The organism is Rhizobacter sp. SG703 (assembly GCF_012275445.1).
Lineage (GTDB): Bacteria > Pseudomonadota > Gammaproteobacteria > Burkholderiales > Burkholderiaceae_C > Rhizobacter.
The window spans coordinates 223,006-249,956 of the sequence record NZ_JAAZQK010000002.1; the positions used below are offsets into that span (position 1 = coordinate 223,006).

Here is a 26,951-nt window from a genome sequence, read left to right on the forward strand (position 1 = left end):
CCGCGACACGCAGAAACAGAAAAGCATGAGAGTCCTCCACGTGATCGAGACGCTCGACTTCGGCGGCGCCGAGAAGGTCGTCGTCGACCTCGTCGCCGCCACCAAGGGCCGCTGCCAGCCCGCCGTCTGCTGCGTGAAGCACAGCGGCGAACTGGCGCAGCGCCTGGGCGACGGCGTGCAGGTGTTCTCGCTCGGCAAGAGCGAAGGCAACGACCTGACCGTGCCGTGGCGCCTGGCCCGGCTCGTGCGCGAACAGGGCTTCGACGTGATGCATTCGCACCTGTGGGGCGTCTACCTCGAATCGGCCCTCGCCGCCCGGCTGGCCGGCGTGCCGCTGGTGCACACGGTGCACGGCAACTACCAGGACTACGGCCGGCGCTTCATCCCGCGCCTGAAGCTCGCGCTGCGCCACCGGCTGGAGCGCTTCGCGGCGCGCTGGCATCAGCGCATCGTCACGGTGTCGCATTCGATCCAGAGCTACGTGGTCGAGAACATCGGCATCGACGCGCGCCGCGTCGAGACGGTGCACAACGGCATCGACGAACGGCTCGAGCTGAAGGGAGAGCGCCGCGGCACCACCTTCATCACCGTCGGCCGCATGGCGGCGGTGAAGAACCACGCGATGATGATCCGGGCGTTCGCGCGCGTCGCCGCCGCGCGGCCCGATTCGCGGCTGCAGCTGGTCGGCGACGGGCCCGACCGCCCGGCGCTCGAAGCGCTCGCCGCCTCGCTCGGCATCGCCGCGCGGGTCGAGTTCCTCGGCTTCCGCAACGATGTCGCCGAGCTGCTCGCGGCCGCCGATGTGTTCCTGATGTCGTCGCACTACGAAGGCGTGTCGATCGCGATCCTGGAGGCGATGCGCGCCGGGCTGCCGGTCGTCGGCACCCAGGTCGGCGGCATCCCCGAGACCGTGCTGCAGGGCGAGAGCGGCCTGCTGGTGCCCGATGGCGACGAGGCCGCGTTCGCCGACGCGATGCTGACGCTGCTGCAGGACGCGAGCCGCCGCACCGTGCTCGGCCGGGCCGCCGCGCAACGCCAGCGCGAGGCCTTCTCGCTCGAGAGCGCCGCCCAGCGCTACCTGCAGCTCTATGCCGGAGGCCTTCAATGATCAAGGCGGTGCTGCGCAAGCTGCTGAGCCCGGTGCTGCGCTACCGCGGCGACGCACCCGACCTGTACCTGAGCTTCGACGACGGCCCGCACCCGGTCGTCACGCCGCAGGTGCTCGATGCGCTGGACCAGGCCGGCGTGAAGGCCACCTTCTTCATGATCGGCCAGGAAATGGAACGCCACCCGGCGCTGGTGACCGAGGTGCGCGCGCGCGGCCATGCGATCGCGCTGCACGGCTTCACGCACCGGCACTGCGCCGACATGGGCTGGCGCGAACAGCTCGACGACCTGCGCCGCATGCGCGCGGTGGCGGCGCGCTTCGGCGTGCGGCTGCGCAGCTACCGGCCGGCCTACGGTGAACTGTCGGTGCTGCGCATCGGCTGGTGCCTGCTGAACCGCGTGAAGATCGTGATGTGGTCGTTCGAGACGCGCGACTCGTTCGTGCAGCAGGCGGCCGAGCTCGAAGCGCGGGTCACGCCGCAGGCCCTGACGGACGGCGACATCCTGCTGTTCCATGACGACACCCCGGTGACCGCGCAGGCCCTGCCGCGTTTGCTGGACAACGCCCGCGCAGCCGGCCTGCGCTTCGGCGTCCTGGAGACCGTGTGAAGACCCTCATCCACATCATCAGCGCCGACGACGTGTTCGGCCCCGAGAAGACCGTGATCAACGAATGCCTCGCGCTGCGCGGCAGCGACTGGCACGCCCGGATCATCAACATCTGGCACACCGACGACACGCCGATCTCGCGCAAGCTGCGCGAGGCCGGCATCGACCACGAATGCCTGCAGTCGATCGGCAAGCTCGACCTGGGCGCCATCCGCGTGCTCGCCGGCAAGCTCGCGGCACAGCCCGGCACGGTGGCGCACAGCCACGGCTACAAGGCCGACCTGTACACGCTGCTGGCCGCGCGCCGCGCGAAGGTGACGGCGCTGACGACCGCACACGGCTGGACCTCGGAGAACGCGAAGGTGCGGCTGTATGAACGCCTGCAGGCCTTCCTGTGGCGCTTCTTCGATCGCGTGGTCTGCGTGTCGCAGAGCTACCGTCAGCTGGCGATCGCGGCCGGCGTGCCGGATCGCAGGATCACCGTCGTGCACAACGCGATCCGCAGCTCGTACCAGGCCCACGGTGCGCAAGCCCGCAGCGATGCACGCGCGGCGCTCGGACTGGAGGACGATGCGCAGGTCGTCGCGATCGTCGGCCGGCTCGGCATCGAGAAGGGGCACCGGTTGTTCGTCGACGCGGCCGCGCAGCTCGCGCCGCGCTTTCCGAAGGCGCGCTTCCTGATCGCTGGCGAAGGCGCGCAGCGTGCCGAGATCGAGGCGCAGGTGGCGCAGCTGAAGCTCGACGGCACGGTGCGGCTGCTCGGCCACCGCAACGACCTGCCGGCGATCTACCCGGCACTCGACCTGCTGGCGATGGCCTCGCTGCGCGAAGGCCTGCCGAACGTGCTGCTCGAAGCGATGCTGCACGGCGTGCCGGGCGTCGCGATGGCGGTGGGCGGCATTCCGGAGGTGGTGAGCGACGGCGTCGACGGGCTGCTGGTGCCGCCGGGCGACCTGGCGCGCTTCGTCGAATCGCTCGCGAGCCTGCTCGGCGACCCGGCGCGCCGTGCCGCGATGGGCGCGGCGGCGGCGGCGAAGGTGCGCGACGGCTTCCTGTTCGACGCGCGGATGAAGCGCATGGTCGAGATCTACGAAGCAGGCCTGGTGCGGCCCGGCGCGCCGGCTTCTGCCGCCGGGAGCGCCGCATGATGCACGCACTGTGGATCGTCGCGGCGGTGGCCGCGAGTGCGCTGGTGCTGGGGGTGGCCGCGATCTTCTTCTACCAGGCGATCCGCGGGCTGTGGGGCGTGCGCGCGCCGGCGCCGCTGGCGCCGCGCCGCGACAAGCGCTTCGGCGTGCTGGTGCCGGCGCACAACGAGGAAGGCGTGCTCGGCCCGCTGTTCGCGTCGCTGGCCCGGGTGGACTACCCGCGCGCGCAGCTCGCGGTCCTGTTCGTCGCCGACCACTGCAGCGATGCGACGGTGGCCGAGATCCGTGCGGCCGGCTTCGACTGCCTGGACCGCCAGAGCGGCGCCCGCGGCAAGACCGCGAGCCTCGCCGAGGGCATCACGACGCTGGAAGCAAGGCATGGCGACGCACTCGACGCAGTAGCGTTCTTCGACGCCGACAACCTGGTCGACCCATTGTTCTTCCAGCAGGCCGCGGCCGGCCTGCACGAAGGCCATGCGGTGCTGCAGGGCCGTGTCGGCGTGCACAACTGGCAGGCCACGCTGTTCTCGCGGCTGAACTACATGAACGCGGTGGTCGAGAACCGGCTGGAGGAACTGGCGCGCAGCCAGGCCGGCTGGAGCTGCAACCTGCGCGGCCACGGCATGGTGTTCCGGCGCGACGTGCTGCAGCGCATGCCCTGGCATTCGGACACGATGGTCGAGGACCAGGAGATGCTGGTGAAGCTGGTGTGCAGCGGCCAGCGGGTGCACTGGCTGGAGCATGCCCGCGCCTCGAGCGTGATCCCCGAGACCGCGAAGGAAGCGGCGGCGCAGCGCCGGCGCTGGGCCGGTGGGCGCTCGGCGATCGTCGGGCGCAGCGTGCGCGCGCTGTGGGCCCGTTTCCGCGCGAGCGGCGATGGGGCGGCACTGAACCTGATGATCGACTTCCTGCTGCCGTCGCATGCGGTGCAGCTGAGCCTGCTGTTCGTCGCCATCGTCGCGGCGGCGGCCGTCTGCGGACTGGCGTCGTGGCAATTCGCGCTCGCGTTTGCACTGCTGCCGGCCTACCTGTTGTACTTCATCGCCGGCAACCTGCTGAGCGGTGTGCCGGCAAAGACCTTCCTCGACATCCTGTGGGCGCCGGCGTTCATCGCGTGGCGGACGTGGATCTACCTGACGAGCCTCAGCGGCGTGAAGCGCTGGAGATAATTTTTCGTGCGGTCTGGTTGGCGCGTCGCGGTGGGTGAGGGAATGGGCTGGGGACTCATGCCGGAGCGGTCGGCCTAGCGGCCGACTCCACGAAGAAGATCGGCTGTGGAGATGCATCGGCAAACTCCCTCCACTCACTTCGTTCGTTGTGGTCAAACAGTGCCGATGAGTCAGTCCACGAAGCGCGCTGGCGCGCGCCATCCCCAAAGCCAATCTTCTCCGTCGCCCCAGAATTCCCCCAGCCCATTCCCTCACCCACCGCAAAGAACCAGCCGCTCTTTGGGGGTGGAAAGATTGAACAGACCGACGAAGCGCGCGGGCGCTCGCATGCTCGTCGGTCACTTCAATCTTTTCCACAAAACACAGCGCTGCGGTTCGCAAAGGCGCGTGCGGGGAGGCTGTGGAGCGCCAATAAGGAGGGGGTGCCGGAGCTGGCTGGATTCATGGCCCGCGTGCGCAGCACGCTTCAACAACTGACTGTCGCCGACTGTTTGACCACAGCGAGCGAAGCGAGCGGCGGGAGTTTCGGCGACGGGCCTTGAAGCCAGTCAGCGGAGGGAAGTCTTCGCCCCGCCAGGGGCGAAGACCGCACCTGACGGCGCGCCACAGCCTCCCCGCACGCGCCTTTGTCGCTCCGATTAGCTTCTATAGTCCGCGTTGATCTTCACGTAGTCGTAGCTCAGGTCGCACGTCCACACCGTCGCCGACGCAGTACCGCGGTTCAGCACCACCCGCACGTCGATCTCGCTCTGCTTCATCACGCGCTGCCCGTCTTCCTCGCGGTAGCTCGGGTTGCGCCCGCCCTGCTTCGCGACGTGCACGTCGTCGAGGAACAGGTCGATCTTCGTCTGGTCGAGGTCGGCGATGCCCGCATAGCCCACCGCCGCCAGGATCCGCCCCAGGTTCGGGTCGCTTGCGAAGAAGGCCGTCTTGACCAGCGGCGAATGCGCGATCGCATACGCCACCTGCTGGCATTCGGCTTCGCTGCCGCCTGCATCCACCTGCACCGTGATGAACTTGGTCGCGCCCTCGCCGTCGCGCACGATCGCCTGCGCGAGCTGCTGCGCCACGCTGACCAGCGCCTCGCGCAGCGCCGCACCCTCCGCGCTGTCGACGCTCGTGATCGGTGCATGCCCGGCCTGTCCGGTCGCGACGACGACGAACGAATCGTTGGTCGAGGTGTCGCCGTCGATCGTGATGCGGTTGAATGACAGGTCGGCCGCCTCGCGCACCAGCGACTGCATCAGCGCCGGTGCGATCACCGCATCGGTCGCGACGAAGCTCAGCATCGTCGCCATGTTCGGGCGGATCATCCCGGCGCCCTTGCTGATGCCGGTCACGGTGACCGTCTTGCCGCCGATGCGCAGCTGGCGCGACGCCGCCTTCGGCAGCGTGTCGGTCGTCATGATGGCTTCGGCCGCGACGCCCCAGTTGTCCTCCTTCAGGTCGGCCAGCGCCGCCGGCAGCCCGGCCTCGATGCGGTCGTTCGGCAGCGGCTCCATGATCACACCGGTCGAGAAGGGCAGCACCTGCTCGGGCGCCAGCTCCAGGTGGCGCGCCAGCGCCACGCAGGTCGAGAACGCGCGCACCAGGCCGTCTTCGCCGGTACCGGCATTGGCGTTGCCGGTGTTGATCACGATCGCGCGCGGGCCGGTGCCGCTCGCCAGGTGCTTGCGGCACAGCTGCACCGGCGCGGCACAGAAACGGTTGCTGGTGAAGACGCCGGCCACCTGCGACCCCTCGGCCAGCGTGATCACGCTCAGGTCGCGGCGGTTGGCCTTGCGCACGCCGGCCATCGTGATGCCGAGCTTGACGCCGGGAACGGGGTGCAGGGTCTTCGGATCGGGAGCGCTCAGGTTGACGGGCATGGCGGTCTTTCAGTCGGGCAGCGGGTGAGGGAATGCATTGTAGAAAGACGCGATGTCGTGATGAAGTCTCGCGAGCACGACCTGGTCGCACAGCGCGCCGCTTTCGTCTCGCTCGTAGGCGCGCAGCAGGCCCTCGCGCTTCATGCCCAGGCGCTCGGCCAGCGCGATCGAGCGGCGGTTGCGCGCGTCGCACCAGGCCTCGATGCGCATCACGCCCAGATCGAAGGCCAGCTGCACCAGCGCCGCGCCGGCTTCGTGCATCAGGCCACGCCCGGCCTGGCGCGAATCGGCCACGTAGCCGATCTGGCAGCGCGGCACGTCGAACTCGAAGCTGTGCAGGTCGAGGTTGCCGACGAACGCGCCGGTGCCGCGGTCGAACGCGAAGTAGATCAGGCATTCGCCGGCGGCCACGCGCTCGGCATTGCGCCGACAGAAACGCTCGGCGGTGGCCGCGGTGAACGGCACCTGCCCCCACGCGACGTAGCGCAGCTCGCCGAGCGACGCATTCACGCTCTCCATCACGAACGCCGCATGCGCCTCGCGCGGATGCTCCAGCCGCAGCCGCGGGGTGAACAGCTCTTTCGGCGCGCCTTGCAGCGTGCATTCATCCATCAACAGAACCCCCGAACAAGAACGGAGCCCGAAGGCTCCGTCGTTTGTCGCATCAGGTCAAGTCAGGCGAGCTTGCCGTGGCACAGCTTGTATTTTTTTCCGCTGCCGCACGGGCACGGGTCGTTGCGGCCGACCGGCGGGATGCCGCCCGCCACCATCTGCGCGAAGCGCGTCGCATCGGGCTCCTGCGACACGCTGCCGTCTTCGTTCGGGTGCGTGTAGGTCACGTTGCTGATCGCCTCGGCGCGTTCCTCGATCGCCTCGGCCGCCTGTGCGACCTGCTCCTGCGTCTGCACGCGCACCGTCATCAGGATGCGGGTCACGTCCATCTTGACGATGTCGAGCAGCTGGCTGAACAGCTCGAAGGCCTCGCGCTTGTACTCCTGCTTCGGGTTCTTCTGCGCATAGCCGCGCAGGTGGATGCCCTGGCGCAGATAGTCGAGCGCCGCCAGGTGCTCGCGCCAGTGCTGGTCGATCTGCTGCAGCAGGATCATCCGTTCGAACGGGATGAACTGCTCGGCACCGACGATCGCGAGCTTGGCCGCGAACGCCTCGTGGCCGGCCTTCACCACCATCTCGACGATCTCGTCGTCGGTGATCGCCTGACTCTTCTCGACGTGCGCCTTCACCGGCACCTCGAGCTGCCATTCGTCGCGCAGCGTCTTCTCGAGCGCGGCCAGGTCCCATTGCTCCTCGACGCTCTCGGCCGGCACGTAGGTGCGCACCACGTCGGTCAGCGTGCTTTCGCGCAGGCTGGCCACCTGCGCGTCGAGCTGCGGCGCCTCGAGGATGTCGTTGCGCTGCTGGTAGATCACCTTGCGCTGGTCGTTCGACACGTCGTCGTACTCCAGCAGCTGCTTGCGCACGTCGAAGTTGCGCGCCTCGACCTTGCGCTGCGCGCTCTCGATGCTGCGCGTGACGATACCGGCCTCGATCGCCTCGCCCTCGGGCATCTTCAGGCGGTCCATGATCGCGCGCACGCGGTCGCCGGCGAAGATGCGCATCAGCGGGTCTTCGAGCGACAGGTAGAAGCGCGACGAACCCGGGTCGCCCTGGCGGCCCGAACGGCCGCGCAGCTGGTTGTCGATGCGCCGCGATTCGTGCCGCTCGGTCGCGATGATGCGCAGGCCGCCGGCCGCCTTGACCTGGTCGTGCAGGCCCTGCCATTCGCTCTTCAGCGTTTCCGAGCGCGCAAGCTTGTCGGCTTCGGCGATGGCCTCGTCGGCCTCGATCAGCTGGATCTGCTTCTCGACACTGCCGCCCAGCACGATGTCGGTGCCGCGGCCGGCCATGTTGGTCGCGATCGTGATCACGCCCGGGCGCCCGGCCTGCGCGACGATCTCGGCTTCCTTCGCGTGCTGCTTGGCATTCAGCACCTGGTGCGGCAGCTGCGCCTTCTGCAGCAGCCCGGAGATCAGCTCCGAATTCTCGATCGAGGTCGTGCCCACCAGCACCGGCTGGCCGCGCTTGACGCAGTCGCGGATGTCGTCGATGACGGCGTTGAACTTCTCCTTGTTGGTCTTGTAGACCAGGTCGAGTTCGTCCTTGCGCACCGTCGGCTTGTTCGGCGGGACGATCACCGTCTCCAGGTTGTAGATCTCCTGGAATTCGTAGGCCTCGGTGTCGGCCGTGCCGGTCATGCCCGACAGCTTGCCGTACATGCGGAAGTAGTTCTGGAAGGTGATCGACGCGAGCGTCTGGTTCTCGCTCTGGATGTCGACGCCTTCCTTGGCCTCGACCGCCTGGTGCAGGCCGTCGGACCAGCGGCGGCCCGTCATCAGCCGGCCGGTGAACTCGTCGACGATGATCACCTCGCCGTCCTGCACCACGTAGTGCTGGTCGCGGTTGTACAGGTGGCGCGCGCGCAATGCGGCGTACACGTGGTGCATCAGCGTGATGTTCTGCGGGTCGTACAGGCTCGCGCCCTCGACCAGCAGGCCGGCCTCGCGCAGGATGCGCTCGGCATTCTCGTGGCCGTCTTCGGTCAGGAAGACCTGGTGGGTCTTCTCGTCGACGGTGAAGTCGCCCGGCTCGATCACGCCTTCGCCGGTGCGCAGGTCGAGCTCGCCGATCTGCTTCTTCAGCTGCGGCACGACGGCGTTGATGCGCACGTAGAGCTCGGTGTGGTCTTCGGCCTGGCCGCTGATGATCAGCGGCGTGCGGGCCTCGTCGATCAGGATCGAGTCCACTTCGTCGACGATCGCGTATGACAGGCCGCGCTGCACGCGGTCGGCCGTCTCGTAGACCATGTTGTCGCGCAGGTAGTCGAAGCCGTATTCGTTGTTGGTGCCGTAGGTGACGTCGGCGGCGTAGGCGGCCTGCTTCTCTTCGCGCGACATCTGCGGCAGGTTGATGCCGACCGAGAGGCCGAGGAAGTTGTACAGCCGGCCCATCCATTCGGCGTCGCGGCGGGCCAGGTAATCGTTGACCGTCACCAGGTGCACGCCCTTGCCGGTCAGCGCATTCAGGTAGACCGGCAGCGTCGCCATCAGCGTCTTGCCTTCGCCGGTGCGCATTTCGGCGATCTTGCCGTTGTGCAACGACATGCCGCCGATCAGCTGCACGTCGAAGTGGCGCATCTTCAGCACCCGCTTGCCGCCTTCGCGGGTGACCGCGAAGGCCTCGGGCAGCAACGCGTCGAGCGTTTCGCCCTTCGCGTGGCGTTCCTTGAACTCGGCCGTCTTGGCCTTCAGCGCCTCGTCGCTGAGCTGCTCGAACTGCGGCTCCAGCGCATTGATCTGCTGCACAACCTGCCGGTACTGCTTGAGCAGTCGGTCGTTGCGGCTACCGAAAATCTGGGTGAGAAGCTTGGGCAACATGCAGCGTCAGGGGTTGGTACGGGAAGGCAGCCGCGGCCTCTCGCGATTGCTCGCGAACGGGCCGACTTCTTGGATGCTGGAGTGAGCTGAGGGTGCGGCCCGTGTTTGCAAGTTCACAAACCTGCAAGCCCGGCGCACGATCAGCGAAAGCGGCGGATTTTACGGCAAGCGGCCGCCGGCAGCGTGCCGGGGCCCTCGCCGGAATCAACCGGATTCAGCGGCGGATGACACCTTTGGCGGCGGCCTGGGCCCCGCCGGCGAGGAATTTCGCCGGATCCTGCGGCACGCCCTCGACCAGCACCTCGAAGTGCAGGTGCGGCCCGGTGGAGCGCCCGGTGGTGCCGACATAGGCCACGACCTGGCCGCGCCGGACCAGGTCGCCGGTCTTCACCGCGATGCGCGAAGTGTGGGCGTAGCGGGTCACCAGGCCGTTGCCGTGGTCGATCTCCAGCAGGTTGCCATAGGCCGGATGGACGTCGGTGGAGCGCACCACGCCGCCGGCGGCGGCCATGATCGGAGTGCCGACATCGGTCGGGAAATCGAGCCCGGTGTGCAGCGCGGCACGCCCGGTGAACGGATCGGTGCGGAAGCCGAAGCCCGAGCCGACCTGCACGTCGATCGGGCGGCTGTTGGGCACCATCAGCTGCTGCATGCGCTGCTCGAACAGCCGTGACTCGACCATCGTGAACAGGTCGGTGCTCTGCTCGGCCGCTTCGTCGAGCGACGACACCATGCCGTTCAGCTGGTCGAACGACGGCGTGCGGGCCGGCACGAAGGGCCCGCCCTGCCCGCCGGTCACCGCGGCCGGCACGATCTGTTTCAACTCTTCCGGTTTCATACCTGCCAGGCCCGAGACCCGCTCGCCCATTGCTTCGAGCTTGATCAGCTTGGCCTGCATCTCGCCGACCTTCTGCGCCATCGCGTCGAGGTTCTCGCGGACGAAGCGGTCGCGCTGCGCGAATTCGTCGCGCACCACCAGCCGGACGATCTGGCTGACCACCGGCCAGCCTTCGCGGGCCGCCTTCAGGAACACCACGTGGTAGATGGTGCCGGACAACAGCATCAGCACGATGGCCAGTCCCAGCAGGGCACCGAAGGCCTGGAACCGGTTGAAGCGCAACACACGCGTTCGGGCCAGGGTGCCGTGCGTGATCAGGATCTGCATCGCTAAACTCCTTGCGGTGAAACCGAAGACATCCCCGGTCACCCCCAACGCCTTGCGCATCGAAGAGGCCCTGAGCCGAAGTGCGCCTCTGGCTCACTTGCAGCGCTTGCTGCAGGAGTCGAATGCACGCTTCGATGCGGTACGAAACTGTCTGCCACCCACACTGGCCCTGCATGTGAAGCCCGGGCCGGTCGACGATGAGGGCTGGTCTCTGCTTGCGGCCAACTCTGCGGTCGCCTCGAAGCTGCGCCAGCTGCAACCCCGGATGGAGCAAGCGCTCCAAGCCCGGGGCTGGCAGGTTACTGCAATACGTGTGAAGGTTCAATCAACCTGAGGCCTGACGTGTGTCAGGGGGTTGATGAAGAAATGTGTCTGGCCTAGACCACTCGGGCCAGATCGATGGTGGTGCCCCCGGCAGGAATCGAACCCGCGACCTTCGGTTTACAAAACCGCTGCTCTACCAGCTGAGCTACAAGGGCTGAGGCGGGGATTCTATTTGATGCGCTTGAGCGCCGGACGCGGCCCGCCACCCCCGGCCGGAGGTTCGGGCGGTTTGTCTTCATCGGACTCGCCCACCGGCGCGGGTGCCGGTGCCCCGGCTGCGGGCTCGGCCGTGCCTTCGGTGGTGGCCAGGCGCAGCCCGCCACCCGCCGGGCGATCGGCCGGTGCGGCGTCATCCGACGCGCCGGCTGTCTCGGACGCCGATTCGCTCGGCATCGGGAAGGCCATGCCCTGCCCGTTCTCGCGCGCATAGATCGCGATCACATGATCCACCGGCACCGCGATCTCGCGTGCGATGCCGCCGAAACGCGCCTTGAACTCGATCAGCTCGTTGCCCAGCTTCAGGGCCGTGGTGGCCTCGAAGCTGACGTTGAGCACGATCTCGTTGTTCTTCACGTACTCGGCCGGCACGTGCACGCCCCGGTCGACGAACACCGCGAGGTACGGGGTGAACCCGTTGTCGGTGCACCAGTCGTGCAGCGCACGAATCAGGTACGGGCGGGTCGATGAGCCGGCGTTGCCCGGTGCCATGGGAGTGGAGGCCATGCTGAGCGCTCAGTCACGCAATCACTTGCGCATCACCTTCTCGGACGGCGTCAGCGCCTCGATGTAGGCCGGGCGCGAGAAGATGCGCTCGGCGTACTTCAGCAGCGGCACCGCGTTCTTCGACATGTCGATGCCGTAGTAGTCCAGGCGCCACAGCAGCGGTGCGATGGCCACGTCGAGCATCGAGAAGTCGTCGCCCAGCATGTACTTGTTCTTCAGGAAGATCGGCGCGAGCTGCGTCAGGCGGTCGCGGATCTGCGCGCGCGCCTTCTCGAGCTGCTTGTCGTTCGGCTTCAGGCCGCGCGACTCGAGCACGTTGACGTGCGCGAACAGCTCCTTCTCGAAGTTCAGCAGGAACAGCCGCACGCGGGCGCGCGCGACCGGATCGCCCGGCATCAGCTGCGGGTGCGGGAAGCGCTCGTCGATGTACTCGTTGATGATGTGCGACTCGTACAGGATGAGATCGCGTTCGACGAGGATCGGCACCTCGTTGTACGGATTCATCAGCGCAATGTCTTCAGGCTTGGCGAAGAGATCGACGTCGCGAATCTCGAAATCCATGCCCTTTTCGAACAGAACGAAGCGGCAACGATGCGAATAAGGGCAGGTCGTTCCGGAGTAAAGCACCATCATGGTGGTGGCTCCTTGGGGCTAGGGTCAAAACACAAGACGCAGCAGGCACGCCGTCGGGCTGCCGCTGCGTCGTCGACCCGGGCCGTCGTGCAGCCCGGGGCGCGAAATCACATCGTTATTTCACGTCTTTCCAGTAAACCGCGTTCAGGCGCCAGGCGATGACGACGAACACGGAGAGGAACAGCAGCACCCAGACGCCGACGCGAACGCGCTGGCCCTGGGCTGGCTCTCCCATCCACTGAAGGTAGGCGACGAGGTCGGCGACGGCCCCGTCGTAATCGTTGGGACTCAGCTTGCCGGGCGTCACCTGCTCGAAGCCGGCAAAGCGGTGCATCGACTTCGTCTCGTCGTGCGGGTCTTTCTCTTCGACGAACTTCGCGACCCGCTGGCCCTGCAATTCCCACAGCGCATGCGGCATCGCCACGCTCGGGAAAGCCAGGTTGTTCCAGCCGGTCGCCTTGGTGTCGTCGCGGTAGTAGCTGCGCAGGTACGTGTACAGGTAATCGGCACCCGAGCCCTTGCCGATGTCGGCGCGCGAACGAGCGATCACCGACAGGTCGGGCGGCAGCGCGCCGAACCAGTCCTTGGCCTGCTTCGGGTCGAGCGAGGTCTTCATCGTGTCGCCGACCTTGTCGGTCGCGAACAGCAGGTTGGCCTTGATCTGCGCTTCGGTCAACCCGATGTCGCGCATGCGGTTGTAGCGCATGAACGCCGCCGAATGGCAGTTCAGGCAGTAGTTGACGAACAGCTTGGCGCCGTTCTGCAGCGCCGCCAGGTCGGTCGTCTTGGCCACCGGGAACTGGTCCCAGGCCACGCCGCCTTCGGAAGCGCGCGCCGCGCCACCCGCCAGGGCCAGGCTCGCCAGCAGCGTGAGAAGGAGTTTCTTCATGGTGTTGTCTCCAGGTCTCTCAGTGGGCATGGAAGGTCACGCGGTCGGGCACGGGCTTGAAGGTGCCCAGCTGGCTCCACCACGGCATCAGCAGGAAGAAGCCGAAGTACAGCAGCGTGCCCACCTGCGACACGTAGTTGCCGACTTCCGACGGCGGCTGCACCCCCAGGTAGCCCAGGATCAGGAAGAACACGACGAAGACGCCGTAGACGATCTTGTGCCAGTCGGGGCGGTAGCGGATCGACTTGACCGGGCTGTGGTCCAGCCAAGGCAGGAAGAACAGGATGATGACCGCACCGCCCATCACGACGACGCCCCAGAACTTGGCATCGAACACGTTCAGCAGCGCGACCGCGATGACCGCCGCGACCACCATCGCCAGCTTGGCGGCACCGCCGAACTTGCCCTTCAGCAGGGCCGCGACGGTGGCCACCGCGATGATGCCGGACAGCACCTGCACCATCAGCGTCGTGGTGGCGCGCAGCATCGAGTAGAACGGCGTGAAGTACCAGACCGGGGCGATGTGCGCCGGCGTCTTCAGCGGATCGGCCGGGATGAAGTTGTTGTACTCGAGGAAGTAGCCGCCGAACTCGGGCGCGAAGAACACCACCGCGCTGAAGATCAGCAGGAAGCCGGCGACGCCGAAGATGTCGTGCACCGAGTAATACGGGTGCGACGGGATGCCGTCCAGCGGGTGGCCGTCGGGGCCGCGCTTGGCCTTGATCTCGATGCCGTCGGGGTTGTTCGAACCCACTTCGTGCAGCGCGATCAGGTGGGCCGCCACCAGGCCGAGCAGCACCAGCGGCACCGCGATCACGTGGAAGCTGAAGAAGCGGTTCAGCGTCGCGTCGCTGACGACGTAGTCGCCGCGGATCAGCAGCGCCAGGTCGGGACCGACGAACGGCACCGCGGCGAACAGGTTCACGATGACCTGCGCGCCCCAGTACGACATCTGGCCCCACGGCAGCAGGTAGCCCATGAAGGCCTCGGCCATCAGGCACAGGAAGATCGCGCAGCCGAAGATCCAGACAAGCTCGCGCGGCTTGCGGTAGCTGCCGTACATCAGCCCGCGGAACATGTGCAGGTAGACGACGATGAAGAACGCCGAGGCACCGGTGGAGTGCATGTAGCGGATCAGCCAGCCCCACGGCACGTCGCGCATGATGTACTCGACGGACGCGAACGCGAGCGCCGCATCGGGCTTGTAGTGCATCACGAGGAAGATGCCGGTGACGATCTGGATCACCAGCACCAGCATCGCGAGCGAGCCGAAGAAGTACCAGAAGTTGAAGTTCTTCGGTGCGTAGTACTGCCCCCACTGCTCGTTCCACATCTTCGTGGCGGGGAAGCGGTTGTCGACCCAGGTCATGAGCTTGACGCCCACGGACGCATTGGCGGGCGCTTGCTTGAATTCAGCCATGTCGTTGTTCTCCGGGGTGCTCGGGGCTCAGGCCTTCTTGTCTTCGCCGATCAACAGCCTGGCGTCGGACAAGTACATGTGCGGCGGCACTTCGAGGTTGTCGGGCGCGGGCTTGTTCTTGTAGACGCGGCCGGCCATGTCGAAGGTCGACCCGTGGCACGGGCACAGGAAGCCGCCGGTCCAGTCGGCGGGCAGCGAAGGCTGGGCGCCGGCCTGGAACTTGTCGCTCGGCGAGCAGCCGAGGTGCGAGCAGATGCCCACCACCACCAGCACCTCGGGCTTGCGCGAGCGGGCCTCGTTGCGGGCGTACTCGGGGGTCAGCTCGTCGGGCTTGCGCTGCGAATTCGGGTCGGCAAGCTGTGCGTCGTTCTTCGGCAGCATGGCAAGCTGCTCGGGCGTGCGGCGGACGATCCACACCGGCTTGCCGCGCCATTCGACGGTCTTCTTCTCGCCCGGCTTCAGGTCGCTGATGTCGACCTCGACGGCCGCACCGGCGGCACGTGCCCGCTCGGAAGGCTGAAAGGTGCTGACGAACGGCACAGCGGCTGCGACGCCCCCGACCGCGCCGGCGCCACAGGCGATGGCCACCCAGGTGCGACGGCCTTGATCGACCTGATGCTCACCATGGTGTGAAGCGCTTTGCTGGCCACTTTGCTCACTGCTGTCTGAACGACCTTGCTTGTCACTCATTGGGGGTCCTCGGCTTGCGACTTCTAGTCACGGGCAACCGAGAATTCTAGCGGACGTGTCAACCCCCTCCCCGGGCGCCGAGGGCTGCGCGCCACTGCGGGCGGACCCTCATTGACGGCGCTTTCGGCTTGACATCCGGCATTGCTGGTCGATACTGCCGCGCAACACCAGAAGAACAGGAGCACCCATGGGATTCGCCACCGAATTCAAGGCTTTCGCGATGAAAGGCAATGTCGTCGACCTCGCGGTCGGCGTCATCATCGGCGCGGCCTTCGGCAAGATCGTCGATTCCATCGTCAAGGACCTGATCATGCCGGTGATCGGCCGCCTGGTCGGCGGGCTCGATTTTTCGAACTATTTCCTGATGCTGGCCAATCCGCCGGCCGATTTCAAGGGCCCGCTGACTTACGAGGCGCTGACAAAAGCCGGCGTCCCGTTGTTCGCCTACGGCAATTTCATCACCGTCGCGCTCAACTTCCTGATCCTGGCCGTCATCATCTTCGTGATGGTCAAGCAGATCAACCGCCTGAAGCACGAGGCCCCGGCGGCAGCGCCGGCAGCCGTGCCCGAAGACGTGCAGCTGCTGCGCGAGATCCGCGATGCGCTGAAGAAGTGAACGTTCGCGCCGCGGGGGCGTGAAATGCTCCCCGCCGGCCAACGCCGCCACGCCGCGATGCGGCGCGTGCCCACTGCGTTTGGGGTCATACTTGTCGGTATCTCCGTCCGGACTACCCGTCCGGCGGTTTCGCCCCGGTCCGCCCATCGGCCCTGTCCGTAGATGAATCCGATCGATCCACGTTCGCAAGCGGCGTTCGACGCCGCCATCAGCCACCTGAAGACGACCACCGCGGCGGTGGCGGACCGCGTGTCGACCCACCTGGGCACGCTGGCTTCGGCGGCAATGCGGATCTACGAACGCGACATCCTGATCACCGCGCAGCTCGACCTGCGCCGCCACATGAGCACCTTCGTGCTGGTGTTCGGCGACACCCTCAGCAAGCGCGTGACGCGCGAGCTGAGCCCGAACCGCGAGAGCGGCCGCAGCCTCGCCGAGACCGACTGGATGTCGCTGAGCATCGTCGGCGACGCCGAGATGGAAGAGCAGATGTCCGCCGACCGCATCAGCCAGGCCATCACCCATGCCTGCGAATGGGAGCTGCGCGACATGGCGGCCTACACCGGCTCGCTGCTGGGCATCGGCCGCGCCGACCAGGAGCGCAACCCGTTGCGCGGCGAAGTGATGGGCGCCGCGGTGTTCCGCGCGATCGAATCGGTGTCGAACGAGCGCGAGACGCGCAAGGTGCTGGCACGCGAGATGAGCCTCGCGCTCGCGCGCGCGATGCCCACGTGCTACGGCGACATCCTGAAGGACTTCCGCGCCCGCGGCGTGCAGCCGGTCAGCCTGTCGGTGCGGGGCGTCGAAGGCCCCGGCAACGAATTGGCGCGCGACCGCGTCAACTCCGGCTATGCGACGCTGCGCGACACCGGCTCGTCCGGCAGCGGCAACCTGTACAGCCCGACCACGATGACCGGCGACTTCGACAGCGGCCAGGGCGGCCTGCCCGGCCGCGGTCCGGGCGGCGGCTCGGGTGGCGGTTCGACGCGCGGCGGCTTCGGCGGACCGGGTGCTGGCGGTGGCGGGGCCCATGCAGGTGTGGGCACCGTCGGCCGCCCCGGCACCGGCACGCTCGGCCGCGATGCCGCCGGCCGCGGCAGCCAGAGCTTCGGCAACCCGAACGCCGGTGCCGGCCGCTTCACGCCGCGCCCCGGCGTCAGCGCGCAGGCCGATGCCGAGCTGATGTCGCTGATCCGCCGGCTGACCTTCCTCGCGACCCGTCCGGGCGACCTGGGCGGGCCGACCGGCGGCGGCCTCCACACCGGCTCGCCGGGGCTCGGGCGCGCAAGCGCGCTCGGCAGCCTGAGCGGTGCCGCCACCGGCAGCGGCGGCCTGAACGAGGGCTTGTCGGGCCTGATGGCGGTCAACGTGATCCGCCAGCACCGCGACGAACTGCGCCAGGCCTCGACCGGCTCGCTCGATCACATGGTGATCGACGTGGTCGGCAGCCTGTTCGACCAGATCCTGTCCGACCCGCGCGTGCCGCCGCAGATGGCGCGCCAGATCGCCCGCCTGCAACTGCCTGTGCTGCGCGTCGCGCTGGCCGACCCGACCTTCTTCTCGTCGCGCAAGCACCCGGTGCGCCGCTTCGTGAACCGCATCGCGTCGCTCGCGGTCGCGTTCGACGACCTCGACGACGGCGCCGGCAAGCAGTTCATGGCCCGGGTGCGCGACCTGGTACAGGAGATCGTGCAGGGCGACTTCGACCAGATCGACCTGTACACCGCCAAGCTCGGTGCGCTCGAGACCTTCATCGCGCAACAGGCCAAGGAAGAGGTGCAGGCGAATGCATCGGCGGTGACGCTGGTCGACGCGAAGGAATCCGACCTGCGCGTGCAGCAGCGCTACATGCTGCAGCTGCAGGCCGCGCTGAACCCGATGGCGCTGCCCGATTACCTGCGCAACTTCCTGGCCCAGGTGTGGAGCCAGGCGCTCGCGCAGGCCACCAAGTCGCACGGCGTCAACTCCGAGCTGGTGCAGCGCCTGAAGCGCGCCGGCCGCGACCTGGTGATGAGCGTGCAGCCGAAGGGCTCGCCGGCGATGCGCAAGAAGTTCCTGATGCAGCTGCCACCGCTGATGAAGGACCTCAACGAAGGCATGGCGCTGATCGGCTGGCCGGACGCGGCGCAGAAGGAGTTCTTCAGCAAGCTGCTGCCGGCGCATGCCGATTCGCTGAAGGGCCAGCCGCTGTCGGAGCTCGAATACAACCTGCTGGCCAAGCAGCTCGAAGGCGTGTTCAACACCGCGCTGCCGGAGCCGGACGGCCTGCTGCGCGACGTGCCGATGTCCAGCATGGGCGCCGCGCCGATCGAACCGCACTTCTCGCCGGACGAGGCCAAGCGCATCGGCCTGGTGCAGGAGAGCGCGATCGACTGGTCGGGCAGCGTCGACATCGACCTCTCTGCCGACACCGGGCCCGACACCGAACCGGGCGCCGGCGGCGATACGCAGCCGGGGCCGCTGCACGTCGGCGGGGTCGACATCGACCTCGACCTGTCGTCCGAGCCGGCCGAGCCGTCGCAGGGCGCGCAGCTGATGGACCATGTGAAGCTCGGCTTCGCGTACCAGATGCACCTGAACGACCAGTGGCAGAAAGTGCGGCTGAGCTACGTGAGCCCGGGGCGCGCGTTCTTCGTGTTCACCCGCGGCAAGCGCCACCACGAGACGGTGTCGCTGACGTCGCGGATGCTCGCGCGCATGTGCGAGACCGGGCGCTTCAAGGCCTTCGAGCAGGCCTACCTGATGGAGCGCGCGACGGCGCGGGCGCGCAAGCAGCTGGCAGCGTTGTCGGCTTCGTCGTCTTCGGGGCCGCCGACCACGCGGCATTGACCGTGGCCCCGGATGGGCTTCCGGGCTACGCGAGTCGGCGCGCCATCTGCAACGCAGCGAGCAGGCTCGACGCATCGGCCCGGCCGGTGCCGGCGATGTCGAACGCGGTGCCGTGATCGGGGCTGGTGCGCACGAACGGCAAGCCGAGCGTGACGTTGACGCCTTGCTCGACACCGAGGTACTTGACCGGGATCAGGCCGTGGTCGTGCGTCATCGCGACCACGAGGTCGAACTCGCCGCGGCGGGCGCGCATGAACACCGTGTCGGGCGCGAACGGGCCGGTCGCGTCGATGCCCTCGGCGCGCGCCGCGTCGATGGCCGGGCGGATGATGCGGATCTCTTCGTCACCGAACAGGCCACCCTCGCCCGCATGCGGATTCAGCCCGGCCACCGCGATGCGCGGCGACGGCAGGCCCCAGCGCGCGGCTGCCTGCTGCGAGATGCGCAGCGTCTGCAGCACCGCGTCGAACGTGACCGCATCGATCGCGCGCCGCAGCGACAGGTGGATCGTCACCAGCACGGTGCGCAGTTCTTCGTTGGCCAGCATCATGCGCACCGGCGGCAGCGGCTCGCCGGCCTCGACCGAGAGCGCCTGCAGCATCTCGGTGTGCCCCGGGAACGCGACGCCGGCAGCCGCCAGCGCTTCCTTGTGGATCGGCGCAGTGACGATGGCGGCAATCTCGGCATCGCGCGCGAGCCGCACCGCGTGCTCGATGCAGCGCGCCGCCGCCGCGCCGGCCCGCGCGTCGACCTGCCCGATCGGCGCGGCCATCAGGTCGGCCGGCAGCCCGGGCGGCAGCAGCACCGGGATGCAGCCCGGCGGCGCCTCGAGCGCATCGGCCGCGCGCTCGATCACTGCCACCGCCAGCCCGCCGCCGGTCGACGCGACCGCGCGGCGCTGCACCGCGACATCGCCGATCACGAAGCAGCCGGCCGATGGCGGCAGGCGGAACAGCTTCGCGATGATCTCCGGGCCGATGCCGCAGGCATCGCCCTGCGTCAACGCAATCGGTGCACGAATCGTCATTCGACAAGACCTTTCAGGTCAACATTCAGATCAAGGGCCGTGGCGGCAACCGGCCGTCGCCATACAGGTCGGCGAGGCGCTCCAGTGCCCGCACGTCGGTGAGGAACAGCTGCCCATTCTCGATGCGGTGCAGCCCCTGGCGCTCCAGCTTGCGCAAGGTCTTGTTGGTGTGCACCAGCGACAGCCCGAGCGCATCGGCGACGTGCTGCTGCGTCAGCGGGAACGGTACGCCGTTGGCGCCGGCGTCGGGCATCAGCGCGGAGGCACGGCGGAACAGGTGCACCAGCAGCGTCGCGACCCGCTCGGCCGCGCTGCGCCGGCCGACCGACAGCAGGTTGTCGTCGACCAGCGCTTCTTCGTGCGCGGCCAGCCAGGTGACCGCGAAACCGAGCCGCGGCGTGTGCTGGTGCAGCGCCCACAGCGCATCGCGCTCGAACACGCACAGCCAGGCCTCGCCCAGCGCTTCGACGCCGTGCACCGCGGCATCGGTCATCTTCTGCTGCACGCCGATGAAGTCGCCCGGCAGCAGGAAGTTCAGGATCTGCCGGCGCCCGTCGCTCAGCGTCTTGTAGCGGAAGGCCCAGCCGGAGAACAGCGTGAACAGCGGCGCGTCGGTCGCGCCCTCGTCGATGATGCTGGCGCCGCTGTCGCGCCGCAGCTCGCGGTGCTTCAGCGACTGGATCAGCGCCAGCTCGTCGGGCGACGACGGCACGAACAACGGCAGCACGCGCAACGGGCACTCGCTGCACGGAACGCGCACCGCAGTGCGCTGCGGTGCTGTGTCATTTGACATGTGTGCGGCCCTCCGCGGCCGATAAATTGGAGGTTTCCGCCCTCCTTTGCCCGTTCCCTCGACCACCTTCGTGTACCGCCTGCTTTACCTCAGCCATCTCGCGCCCGGTCGGGACTTCTCGGTGGTTGCACAGATTCTGCACGTGTCCCGTGAACGCAACCAGTCGCTCGGCATCAGCGGCGTGCTGGTGTTCGATGGCGCGCGCTTCTGCCAGCTGATCGAGGGCGCGCGCCCGCAGATCGTCTCGCTGGCGCAACGCATCCAGGCCGATCCGCGCCACACCGGCTACCGCGTGCTGTTCGAAGGCGAGGACGGCAGCGCGCGCCTGCTGCCGCGCTGGCGCACCGGCTACTGCGAACCCGACGCGCTCGACGTGTTCGAGGACGACGAGCACCTCGGTGCCGGCCAGGCCCTGAGCACCTTCATGCAATGCGTGCCGGGCTGGGACCTGGTGTCCTGAATCGAGGGCTTGTTTCGCTCGCTGCGCTGACTCCTGCGCGGGAATCTCCCGTCGGGCTGCAGCGGGCCTGCCCCTACGCTGCACAGCCAGGGTGCCTCCAGAGCAAGAAGTAGACGTGTGGCAGTTTCGTGCGGACGTTGTCGCACGCCAGCTCCGCTGTGCATCGGTCCCCGCGCGACTGAGGAGACAAGAGTGCAACAAGATCGTTCAACGCCGCGGCGAAGCATCGCCTTGCGGTCGGGATGGCTCGCCGCCCTGCTGGTGGCGGGCTGCGGCGGCGGTGGTGGCAACAGCGGCGGGCATGACGATGCCCCGATGACGGCGGCGCAGGCCCCGACCGAAGCCGCGCAGGCCGCCGACGTCAACCTGCTCCCGCTGGTCAACCCGTTCGTCGGCACGAAGATCGGCAACCCGAACCCCGACAACCAGGGCACCGGCGGCGCGGTCGGCAACACCTTCCCGGGCGCGACGCTGCCCTTCGGCATGGTGCAGTACAGCCCCGACACCGGCTACGGCGAGTTCTACGGCTTCGGCGGCTACAACTACGACAAGGGCGTGATCCAGGGCATCAGCCTGATCCACTCCAGCGGCACCGGCTGCTCGATCCAGCAGGACATCTCGATGCTGCCGATCGTGGGGAACATCGCCAGCTCGCCCGGCACCCACATCGAGAACTACCAGGTCGGCTTCTCGCACGCCAACGAGCAGGCGGTGCCGGGCTCGTACCGCGTCGGGCTGAACAACGGCGTCAATGCCGAGCTCACCGTCACGAAGCGCACCGGTGCCAGCCGCTTCACCTGGCCCGCCACCAACGATGCGACGATGATCCTGAACATCGGCCGCAACGGCGTCGGCGCGCGCAGTGCGCAGCTGGAGATCGTCGGCACCGACTCGGTCCAGGGCTTCGTCGAGACCGGCGGCGTGTGCGGCGGCGGCGGCTACTTCGTCTACTTCCATGGGCAGTTCGACAAGCCCTTCGCCAGCTTCGGCACCTACCAGGGCGACACCGTGACGCCCGGCTCGCGCACCGCGGCGCGCGCGCAGAACAACGGCGGCTGGGTCAAGTTCGCAGGCGGCGGGCAGGTGAAACTGCGCATCGGCGTCTCGTACGTCAGCACCGCGAACGCGAAGCTGAACATGCAGACCGAGAACCCGGCCTGGGACTTCGACGGGCTGAAGAGCGCGGCGCAGGCGACCTGGAACGCGACGCTGAACAAGGTGCAGGTGACCGGCGGCTCGACCGACGACCGCACCAAGTTCTACAGCGCGCTGTACCACTCGCTGCTGCACCCCAACCTGTTCAGCGATGTCAACGGCCAGTACATCGGCTTCGACAACAAGACCTACACCGCGAACGGCTGGGACAAGTACGCCACCTTCTCCGGCTGGGACATCTACCGCTCGCAGGTGCAGCTGATCGGCTGGCTCGCGCCGAAGGAGGCGAGCGACATGGCGCAGTCGATGGTGGTCGATGCCGAGAAAGGCGGCGGCGGCTATCCGAAGTGGCCGACCGCGAACGACGACACCTGCGTGATGGTGGGCGATGCCGGCGCGGTGATCGTCGCCAACCTGTACGCCTTCGGCGGCCGCAGCTTCGACACCGCCGCCGCGCTGCGCTACATGGAGCAGGGCGCGACGCAACCCGGCACCCGTTCGCGCAACTGCGAGACGCGCCCGGGGCTGGCCGACTACCTCGGCCACGGCTACATCCCGATCGAGACGCCCAACCTGTGGGGCGCGGCCGCCTCGGCCGAGGAATACGCGCTGGCCGATTCGGCGATCGCGCAGTTCGCCGGTTCATTGGGCGACACCGCCAGGCGCGACAAGTACCTGACGCAGGCGCAGATGTGGAAGCCGCTGTACTCCAAGGTCAGCGGCTACCTCCACCCACGCACCGCGGGCGGCAGCTTCAAGAGCGGGTTCACGCGCACCGACGGTGCCGGCTTCGTCGAAGGCGACTCGGCGCAATACACCTGGATGGTGCCGCAGAACTACCGCGGGCTGTTCGACCGCATGGGCGGCAACGCGGCCGCCATCGCGCGGCTGGACGAGCACTTCACGCAGCTCGATTCGGGGCCGAACAGCCCGTACGCCTTCATGGGCAACGAGCCGGAGCACGGCACGCCGTGGGCCTATGCCTTCGCCGGCGCGCCGTACAAGTCGCAGGCGGTGGTGCGGCGCATCCTGAGCGACCTGTACAAGACCGGCCCGGACGGCCTGACCGGCAACGACGACCTGGGCGCCACCTCGGCCTGGTACGTGTGGGGCGCGCTCGGGCTGTACCCGGAGATCCCGGGGCTCGGCGGCTTCGTGCTCGGCAGCCCGCTGTTCCCGAGCACCGCGGTGCGCATGGGCAACGGCCGCACGCTGACGATCAACGCGTCGAACGCCGGCGCGAACGGCACCTACGTGCAGAGCCTGAAGGTGAACGGCGCCACGTCGACGCGCACCTGGCTGGCGCTGTCGCAGCTCGACGCCGACACCACGCTGGACTATGTGCTGGGCGCCAGCGCCAACACCGCGTGGGGCAGCGCCGCGGCCGATGCGCCGCCGTCGTTCGACGCGCCGCGCACGACGACCAACGCGAGCGGCTTCTTCTCGGACTTCGAGGCCGGCATCGCGCAGCCCGACTGGAACGACACCGCCGACTTCCAGGCCAACGTCGGCGGCTTCTGCTGCGGGCTGGCCGGGATGGAGACCTCGACGAGGCGCGAGAACATCGCGCACAGCGGCAGCACGGCGCTGATGTACTCGGGCAACGACACCGACGCGACACGCTCGTTCTCGTACAACAAGGTGTTCGACGTGCGGATCCCGGTGACTGCCAGCACGACGCTGTCGTACTGGATCTACCCGCAGGGCTCGGCGCCGAACAGCGCGTTCGTCGCGGTCGACCTGATCTTCACCGACGGCAGCAGCCTGCGCGATTCGGGCGCGACCGACCAGAACGGCGTGCGGGTGCATCCGGAGTTCCAGGGCCGTGGCGGCCGGCTCGCCGGCAACACCTGGAACGAGGTGCGCTCGGCCATCGGCCAGTGGGCCGCGGGCAAGACGATCGCACGCATCCTGGTGGCCTACGACCGCCCGGACGCCACCGGCACCTTCAGGGGATTCGTGGATGACATTCGCATCGCGCCGTGATCAGGCGGGGTTGTCGATCTCGATGAACTCGTGCGCGAGGCCGAACTTCTCGGCCACGTGCGCGGCCAGCGCAGGCGCTCCGAAGCGCTCGCTGGCGTGGTGCCCGCAGGCGAAGAAGGCGACGCCGGTCTCGCGGGCCAGGTGCGCCTGCGGCTCGGAGATCTCGCCGGTGACGTAGGCATCGGCGCCGGCGGCGATCGCGGCTTCGAAATAGCCCTGGGCGCCGCCGGTGCACCACGCGACGCGCCGGATCGGCCGGCCTCCGCCGGAGATGCCCGGGTCGACCACGACCGGCGCGCGGTTCAACCGCAGCGAGAGCAGCGCGGTCAGCGCCGGCACCGTCAGCGGCTGCGCCGGGCTGCCGATCCAGCCCAGGTCCTGGTCGCCGAAGCGGCCGTCGGCCATGAAGTTCAGCCGCACACCGAACTGCGCGTTGTTGCCGAACTGCGGGTGTGCGTCCAGCGGCAGGTGATAGGCCAGCAGGTTGAGCTGGGCGGCCAGCAGCCGCTCGATGCGTTGCTTCAGCCAGCCGGTGATGCGGCCGTCGTGGCCCTTCCAGAACAGCCCGTGGTGCACCAGCAGCGCATCGGCGCCGCGCTCGATCGCCGCCTCGATGAAGGCCCGGCTTGCAGTGACGCCCGACACCAGCTTGCGCACCTCGGGTTTGCCCTCGATCTGCAGACCGTTCGGCCCATAATCGCGGAAGCGGCCCACGTCCAGCAGCGTGTTCAGGTAGGACTCGATTTCGGAGCGTGCGGCCATGACACAGGACCCTGTTGATGCGCAAGACGTGGCTGATTTTCTCCCAGGCCGTGACGGTGGCCGTGGCCGTGCTGTTCGTGGTCGCGACGCTGAAGCCGGACTGGGTGCGCCGCCAGCCCGGCAACGGCCTGCCGAGCATCGTGTCGATCAGCCAGGCGCCGGCGCTCCAGAACGTGTCGCTGCCGCCCGGCGGCGTCCCCAGCTACAGCGGCGCGGCACGGCGCGCGTCGCCGGCCGTCGTCAGCATCACCGCCAGCAAGGCGCCGGCGCGCAACCCGCACGGCGAGGACCCGTGGTTCAAGTTCTTCTTCGGTGAGGGCGCACAGCAGCGCGAGCAGCCGCAAGTGGGCCTCGGCTCCGGCGTGATCGTGTCGCCCGAGGGCTACCTGCTGACCAACAACCACGTCGTCGAAGGCGCCGACGACATCGAGGTGCAACTCGTCGACGCGCGCCGCGCGAAGGCCAAGGTGGTCGGCAGCGATCCCGACACCGACGTCGCGGTGCTGAAGATCACGCTCGACAAGCTGCCGGTGATCGCGTTCGGCAGCGCCGAGACGCTGCAGGTCGGCGACGTGGTGCTGGCCATCGGCAACCCGTTCGGCGTCGGCCAGACGGTCACGTCGGGCATCGTCAGCGCGCTCGGCCGCAACCAGCTCGGCATCAACACCTTCGAGAACTTCATCCAGACCGATGCGGCGATCAACCCCGGCAACTCGGGCGGCGCGCTGGTCGACACCAACGGCAACCTGCTCGGCATCAACACCGCCATCTACTCGCGCAGCGGCGGCAGCCTGGGCATCGGCTTCGCGATCCCCGAGACGACCGCGCGCCAGGTGATGGAAGGCCTGATCCGCGACGGCCAGGTCACCCGCGGCTGGATCGGCGTCGAGCCGCGCGACCTGACGCCCGAGATCGCCGAAACCTTCAACCTGCCGATCAAGGAAGGCGTGCTGATCACCGGCGTGCTGCAGAACGGCCCGGCCGCGAGCGGCGGCCTGCGCCCGGGCGACGTGGTCGTCAAGGTGGCCGAGACGCCGGTGAGCAACACGGTGCAGCTGCTGGCCGCGGTGGCCGCGCTGAAACCCAAGGAAACCGCGCAGATCGGCGTGCAGCGCGGCGACAAGGCGCTCGAGATCAGCGTGATGGTGGCGCAGCGGCCACGCGGCAAGGCACAGGTCAGGCGCGAAGAATGATCGCGGTCCGGGGCTGATCGGCACCCGGTGACCAGTTGCTCCAGTCGGTCGGGTGGAACCCCGCGCCGAACGCCGGAAACTGCACACCGCGCCGGCGTTGCTCAACCCGGCGCCGCCCCGGCACCGGCACGATGGTCGGGATGGTCCTGCGCAGTGCCCAGTAGCTCTCCAACACGGTTTCGTCCTGTGTTTCGAGGTACTGCGCCTTCAGCGAATCGCACCGATGCAAGTCAGCACGCTTCGACTCGTCAGCGTGGAACATGCCGTCCACCCGGTGCCCCTCGCTCAGGTCGATCGACCCCACGCGGAACTCCGGCCGGTCCAGCAGCAGGCACACCAGGCGCTCCTGCAAGAAGATCTTCAGCGCGACCGGCCGCCCGCCCCTTGCCGGGTAGGTCGTCGCGGCGTTCAAGTCGACCGCGAGCGGATGGGAGTCGTCTTCGCAGCACGTCCACAGTTGCTGCGCAAGCTCCAGCCACCGGCGCCAGAACACGGGCTTCGCGATGAAGTAGTTCGAGAAAACCGTGTTGCGCGACGTGACGACCCATGTTCTCAGGTCGATGGCCAAGCCGATGCCGTCGACAAACCGTTGACTCGCGTCCAGCAGGCCCGCACAGGTCGCCTCGCCCTGCTCGAACGCGTTCAAAAAAAACGCGCCATGGTCCCAGAAAGGCGAAAGGAGCATGACGTCCTCGGCATCGCCCACCATGTCGAGCAACTCGATGACCTGCTGGCCGTTGACGCCGGTCTTCTCGGCAAAACGTGGCGACAGGAATCCGTACCACGCACCTTCCTGCAGCGTGTTCGACTGAAGGAATTTGAGGATGGGCCAGAACTCCAGCCAATCCGGCCGCTCGCTCGCGGTGTTGTCGAGCGGGATGAACTCAGGCTCGACCCGACGTCGGGAAGCCTCGTCGTAATGGATCTGGTAGACGAATGCAGTCCGGCTCATCG

The 26,951-nt window shown here is 68.1% G+C and carries 23 protein-coding genes and 1 tRNA gene; 10 read left to right on the forward strand and 14 right to left on the reverse strand.

Going from position 1 to position 26,951, the window contains the following annotated elements:
• Positions 1–25 precede the first annotated feature (25 nt).
• From FHT26_RS03985 to FHT26_RS04000, 4 genes are read left to right on the forward strand one after another with little or no spacing between them, the layout of a single operon-like run.
• On the forward strand, positions 26–1,108 hold the full coding sequence (locus FHT26_RS03985) for a glycosyltransferase (protein WP_168558889.1): 1,083 nt from the start codon (positions 26–28) through the stop codon (positions 1,106–1,108).
• Positions 1,105–1,716, forward strand: coding sequence for a polysaccharide deacetylase family protein (locus FHT26_RS03990; RefSeq protein WP_168558890.1), 612 nt, complete (start codon positions 1,105–1,107; stop codon positions 1,714–1,716). Before FHT26_RS03985 ends, FHT26_RS03990 begins: the two co-directional genes overlap by 4 nt.
• The gene (locus FHT26_RS03995) at positions 1,713–2,864 is read left to right on the forward strand and encodes a glycosyltransferase (protein WP_168558891.1); all 1,152 of its coding nucleotides are present in this window, start codon (positions 1,713–1,715) and stop codon (positions 2,862–2,864) included. The genes FHT26_RS03990 and FHT26_RS03995 overlap by 4 nt, the downstream gene beginning before the upstream one ends.
• Positions 2,861–4,033 (forward strand): glycosyltransferase family 2 protein, encoded by a 1,173-nt coding sequence (locus tag FHT26_RS04000; RefSeq protein ID WP_168558892.1) that lies wholly within the window; start codon positions 2,861–2,863, stop codon positions 4,031–4,033. The genes FHT26_RS03995 and FHT26_RS04000 overlap by 4 nt, the downstream gene beginning before the upstream one ends.
• Positions 4,034–4,671: 638 nt before the next feature.
• Here FHT26_RS04000 and argJ read toward each other — a convergent pair.
• From argJ to FHT26_RS04020, 4 genes are all read right to left on the reverse strand, one after another.
• Positions 4,672–5,901, reverse strand: coding sequence for a bifunctional glutamate N-acetyltransferase/amino-acid acetyltransferase ArgJ (argJ, locus tag FHT26_RS04005; RefSeq protein WP_168558893.1), 1,230 nt, complete (start codon positions 5,899–5,901; stop codon positions 4,672–4,674).
• Positions 5,902–5,910: 9 nt separating this feature from the next.
• On the reverse strand, positions 5,911–6,513 hold the full coding sequence (locus FHT26_RS04010) for a GNAT family N-acetyltransferase (protein ID WP_168558894.1): 603 nt from the start codon (positions 6,511–6,513) through the stop codon (positions 5,911–5,913).
• Positions 6,514–6,575: 62 nt separating this feature from the next.
• A complete protein-coding gene (gene secA / locus FHT26_RS04015; protein WP_168558895.1) occupies positions 6,576–9,332 on the reverse strand; it encodes a preprotein translocase subunit SecA in 2,757 nt (918 codons plus the stop codon).
• 214 nt (positions 9,333–9,546) lie between these two features.
• The gene (locus tag FHT26_RS04020; RefSeq protein WP_168558896.1) at positions 9,547–10,497 is read right to left on the reverse strand and encodes a M23 family metallopeptidase; all 951 of its coding nucleotides are present in this window, start codon (positions 10,495–10,497) and stop codon (positions 9,547–9,549) included.
• Between the two features lie 16 nt (positions 10,498–10,513).
• On the opposite strand from FHT26_RS04020, the gene FHT26_RS04025 reads away from it, so the two are divergent.
• The gene (locus tag FHT26_RS04025; protein ID WP_156151584.1) at positions 10,514–10,831 is read left to right on the forward strand and encodes a DciA family protein; all 318 of its coding nucleotides are present in this window, start codon (positions 10,514–10,516) and stop codon (positions 10,829–10,831) included.
• A gap of 69 nt (positions 10,832–10,900) precedes the next feature.
• Here FHT26_RS04025 and FHT26_RS04030 read toward each other — a convergent pair.
• From FHT26_RS04030 to petA, 6 genes are all read right to left on the reverse strand, one after another.
• A tRNA-Thr gene (locus FHT26_RS04030) sits at positions 10,901–10,976 on the reverse strand.
• A 13-nt stretch (positions 10,977–10,989) separates the two neighbouring features.
• Positions 10,990–11,544 (reverse strand): ClpXP protease specificity-enhancing factor, encoded by a 555-nt coding sequence (locus FHT26_RS04035; RefSeq protein WP_168558897.1) that lies wholly within the window; start codon positions 11,542–11,544, stop codon positions 10,990–10,992.
• A 21-nt stretch (positions 11,545–11,565) separates the two neighbouring features.
• Positions 11,566–12,177 (reverse strand): glutathione S-transferase N-terminal domain-containing protein, encoded by a 612-nt coding sequence (locus FHT26_RS04040; protein ID WP_047500858.1) that lies wholly within the window; start codon positions 12,175–12,177, stop codon positions 11,566–11,568.
• 115 nt (positions 12,178–12,292) lie between these two features.
• Entirely contained in the window at positions 12,293–13,066 is a 774-nt protein-coding gene (locus FHT26_RS04045; RefSeq protein WP_168558898.1) for a cytochrome c1, read from the reverse strand.
• Positions 13,067–13,085: 19 nt separating this feature from the next.
• Positions 13,086–14,486 (reverse strand): cytochrome b, encoded by a 1,401-nt coding sequence (locus tag FHT26_RS04050; protein ID WP_056805920.1) that lies wholly within the window; start codon positions 14,484–14,486, stop codon positions 13,086–13,088.
• A gap of 27 nt (positions 14,487–14,513) precedes the next feature.
• Complete coding sequence (gene petA, locus FHT26_RS04055) at positions 14,514–15,176, reverse strand: ubiquinol-cytochrome c reductase iron-sulfur subunit (RefSeq protein ID WP_168558899.1); 663 nt, start codon at positions 15,174–15,176, stop codon at positions 14,514–14,516.
• Between the two features lie 187 nt (positions 15,177–15,363).
• Here petA and mscL point away from each other — a divergent pair, with 187 nt between their 5' ends.
• Together mscL and FHT26_RS04065 are read left to right on the forward strand one after the other, a co-directional pair.
• Positions 15,364–15,792 (forward strand): large conductance mechanosensitive channel protein MscL, encoded by a 429-nt coding sequence (gene mscL / locus FHT26_RS04060; protein ID WP_168558900.1) that lies wholly within the window; start codon positions 15,364–15,366, stop codon positions 15,790–15,792.
• A gap of 162 nt (positions 15,793–15,954) precedes the next feature.
• Positions 15,955–18,621: a DUF1631 family protein gene (locus tag FHT26_RS04065; protein ID WP_168558901.1), complete on the forward strand. Its 2,667-nt coding sequence runs from the start codon at positions 15,955–15,957 to the stop codon at positions 18,619–18,621.
• Positions 18,622–18,646: 25 nt separating this feature from the next.
• On the opposite strand, the gene pdxA is transcribed toward FHT26_RS04065, so the two are convergent.
• A complete protein-coding gene (gene pdxA / locus FHT26_RS04070) occupies positions 18,647–19,648 on the reverse strand; it encodes a 4-hydroxythreonine-4-phosphate dehydrogenase PdxA (protein ID WP_168558902.1) in 1,002 nt (333 codons plus the stop codon).
• A 25-nt stretch (positions 19,649–19,673) separates the two neighbouring features.
• Positions 19,674–20,441 carry a Crp/Fnr family transcriptional regulator gene (locus tag FHT26_RS04075; protein ID WP_168558903.1) on the reverse strand — a complete coding sequence of 256 codons (768 nt, stop codon included), beginning with the start codon at positions 20,439–20,441 and terminating at the stop codon, positions 19,674–19,676.
• Between the two features lie 70 nt (positions 20,442–20,511).
• On the opposite strand from FHT26_RS04075, the gene FHT26_RS04080 reads away from it, so the two are divergent.
• Entirely contained in the window at positions 20,512–20,901 is a 390-nt protein-coding gene (locus FHT26_RS04080) for a BLUF domain-containing protein (RefSeq protein WP_168558904.1), read from the forward strand.
• Positions 20,902–21,132: 231 nt separating this feature from the next.
• Complete coding sequence (locus tag FHT26_RS04085; RefSeq protein ID WP_168558905.1) at positions 21,133–24,042, forward strand: GH92 family glycosyl hydrolase; 2,910 nt, start codon at positions 21,133–21,135, stop codon at positions 24,040–24,042.
• Here FHT26_RS04085 and FHT26_RS04090 read toward each other — a convergent pair whose 3' ends face one another.
• Entirely contained in the window at positions 24,043–24,804 is a 762-nt protein-coding gene (locus FHT26_RS04090) for a Nif3-like dinuclear metal center hexameric protein (RefSeq protein ID WP_168558906.1), read from the reverse strand. It abuts the gene before it with no gap.
• A gap of 17 nt (positions 24,805–24,821) precedes the next feature.
• On the opposite strand from FHT26_RS04090, the gene FHT26_RS04095 reads away from it, so the two are divergent.
• On the forward strand, positions 24,822–25,997 hold the full coding sequence (locus tag FHT26_RS04095; RefSeq protein ID WP_168558907.1) for a trypsin-like peptidase domain-containing protein: 1,176 nt from the start codon (positions 24,822–24,824) through the stop codon (positions 25,995–25,997).
• Here the strand turns inward: FHT26_RS04095 and FHT26_RS04100 are convergent.
• Positions 25,981–26,949, reverse strand: a complete 969-nt coding sequence (locus FHT26_RS04100) for a hypothetical protein (protein WP_168558908.1) — start codon at positions 26,947–26,949, stop codon at positions 25,981–25,983. The two genes, FHT26_RS04095 and FHT26_RS04100, sit on opposite strands and share 17 nt — an antisense overlap.
• Positions 26,950–26,951 lie beyond the last annotated feature (2 nt).

Bases quoted from the DNA above. Each gene is read 5' to 3' on its own strand.
- FHT26_RS04045 (WP_168558898.1), bottom strand. From the start codon at position 13,066: ATGAAGAAACTCCTTCTCACGCTGCTGGCGAGCCTGGCCCTGGCGGGT.
- FHT26_RS04010 (WP_168558894.1), bottom strand. From the start codon at position 6,513: ATGGATGAATGCACGCTGCAAGGCGCGCCGAAAGAGCTGTTCACCCCG.
- secA (WP_168558895.1), bottom strand. From the start codon at position 9,332: ATGTTGCCCAAGCTTCTCACCCAGATTTTCGGTAGCCGCAACGACCGA.
- argJ (WP_168558893.1), bottom strand. From the start codon at position 5,901: ATGCCCGTCAACCTGAGCGCTCCCGATCCGAAGACCCTGCACCCCGTT.
- FHT26_RS04000 (WP_168558892.1), top strand. From the start codon at position 2,861: ATGATGCACGCACTGTGGATCGTCGCGGCGGTGGCCGCGAGTGCGCTG.
- FHT26_RS04035 (WP_168558897.1), bottom strand. From the start codon at position 11,544: ATGGCCTCCACTCCCATGGCACCGGGCAACGCCGGCTCATCGACCCGC.
- FHT26_RS04020 (WP_168558896.1), bottom strand. From the start codon at position 10,497: ATGCAGATCCTGATCACGCACGGCACCCTGGCCCGAACGCGTGTGTTG.
- pdxA (WP_168558902.1), bottom strand. From the start codon at position 19,648: ATGACGATTCGTGCACCGATTGCGTTGACGCAGGGCGATGCCTGCGGC.
- FHT26_RS03985 (WP_168558889.1), top strand. From the start codon at position 26: ATGAGAGTCCTCCACGTGATCGAGACGCTCGACTTCGGCGGCGCCGAG.
- FHT26_RS04050 (WP_056805920.1), bottom strand. From the start codon at position 14,486: ATGGCTGAATTCAAGCAAGCGCCCGCCAATGCGTCCGTGGGCGTCAAG.
- FHT26_RS04090 (WP_168558906.1), bottom strand. From the start codon at position 24,804: ATGGCCGCACGCTCCGAAATCGAGTCCTACCTGAACACGCTGCTGGAC.
- FHT26_RS04095 (WP_168558907.1), top strand. From the start codon at position 24,822: ATGCGCAAGACGTGGCTGATTTTCTCCCAGGCCGTGACGGTGGCCGTG.
- FHT26_RS04075 (WP_168558903.1), bottom strand. From the start codon at position 20,441: ATGTCAAATGACACAGCACCGCAGCGCACTGCGGTGCGCGTTCCGTGC.
- petA (WP_168558899.1), bottom strand. From the start codon at position 15,176: ATGAGTGACAAGCAAGGTCGTTCAGACAGCAGTGAGCAAAGTGGCCAG.
- FHT26_RS04065 (WP_168558901.1), top strand. From the start codon at position 15,955: ATGAATCCGATCGATCCACGTTCGCAAGCGGCGTTCGACGCCGCCATC.
- FHT26_RS04100 (WP_168558908.1), bottom strand. From the start codon at position 26,949: ATGAGCCGGACTGCATTCGTCTACCAGATCCATTACGACGAGGCTTCC.
- mscL (WP_168558900.1), top strand. From the start codon at position 15,364: ATGGGATTCGCCACCGAATTCAAGGCTTTCGCGATGAAAGGCAATGTC.
- FHT26_RS04040 (WP_047500858.1), bottom strand. From the start codon at position 12,177: ATGATGGTGCTTTACTCCGGAACGACCTGCCCTTATTCGCATCGTTGC.
- FHT26_RS03990 (WP_168558890.1), top strand. From the start codon at position 1,105: ATGATCAAGGCGGTGCTGCGCAAGCTGCTGAGCCCGGTGCTGCGCTAC.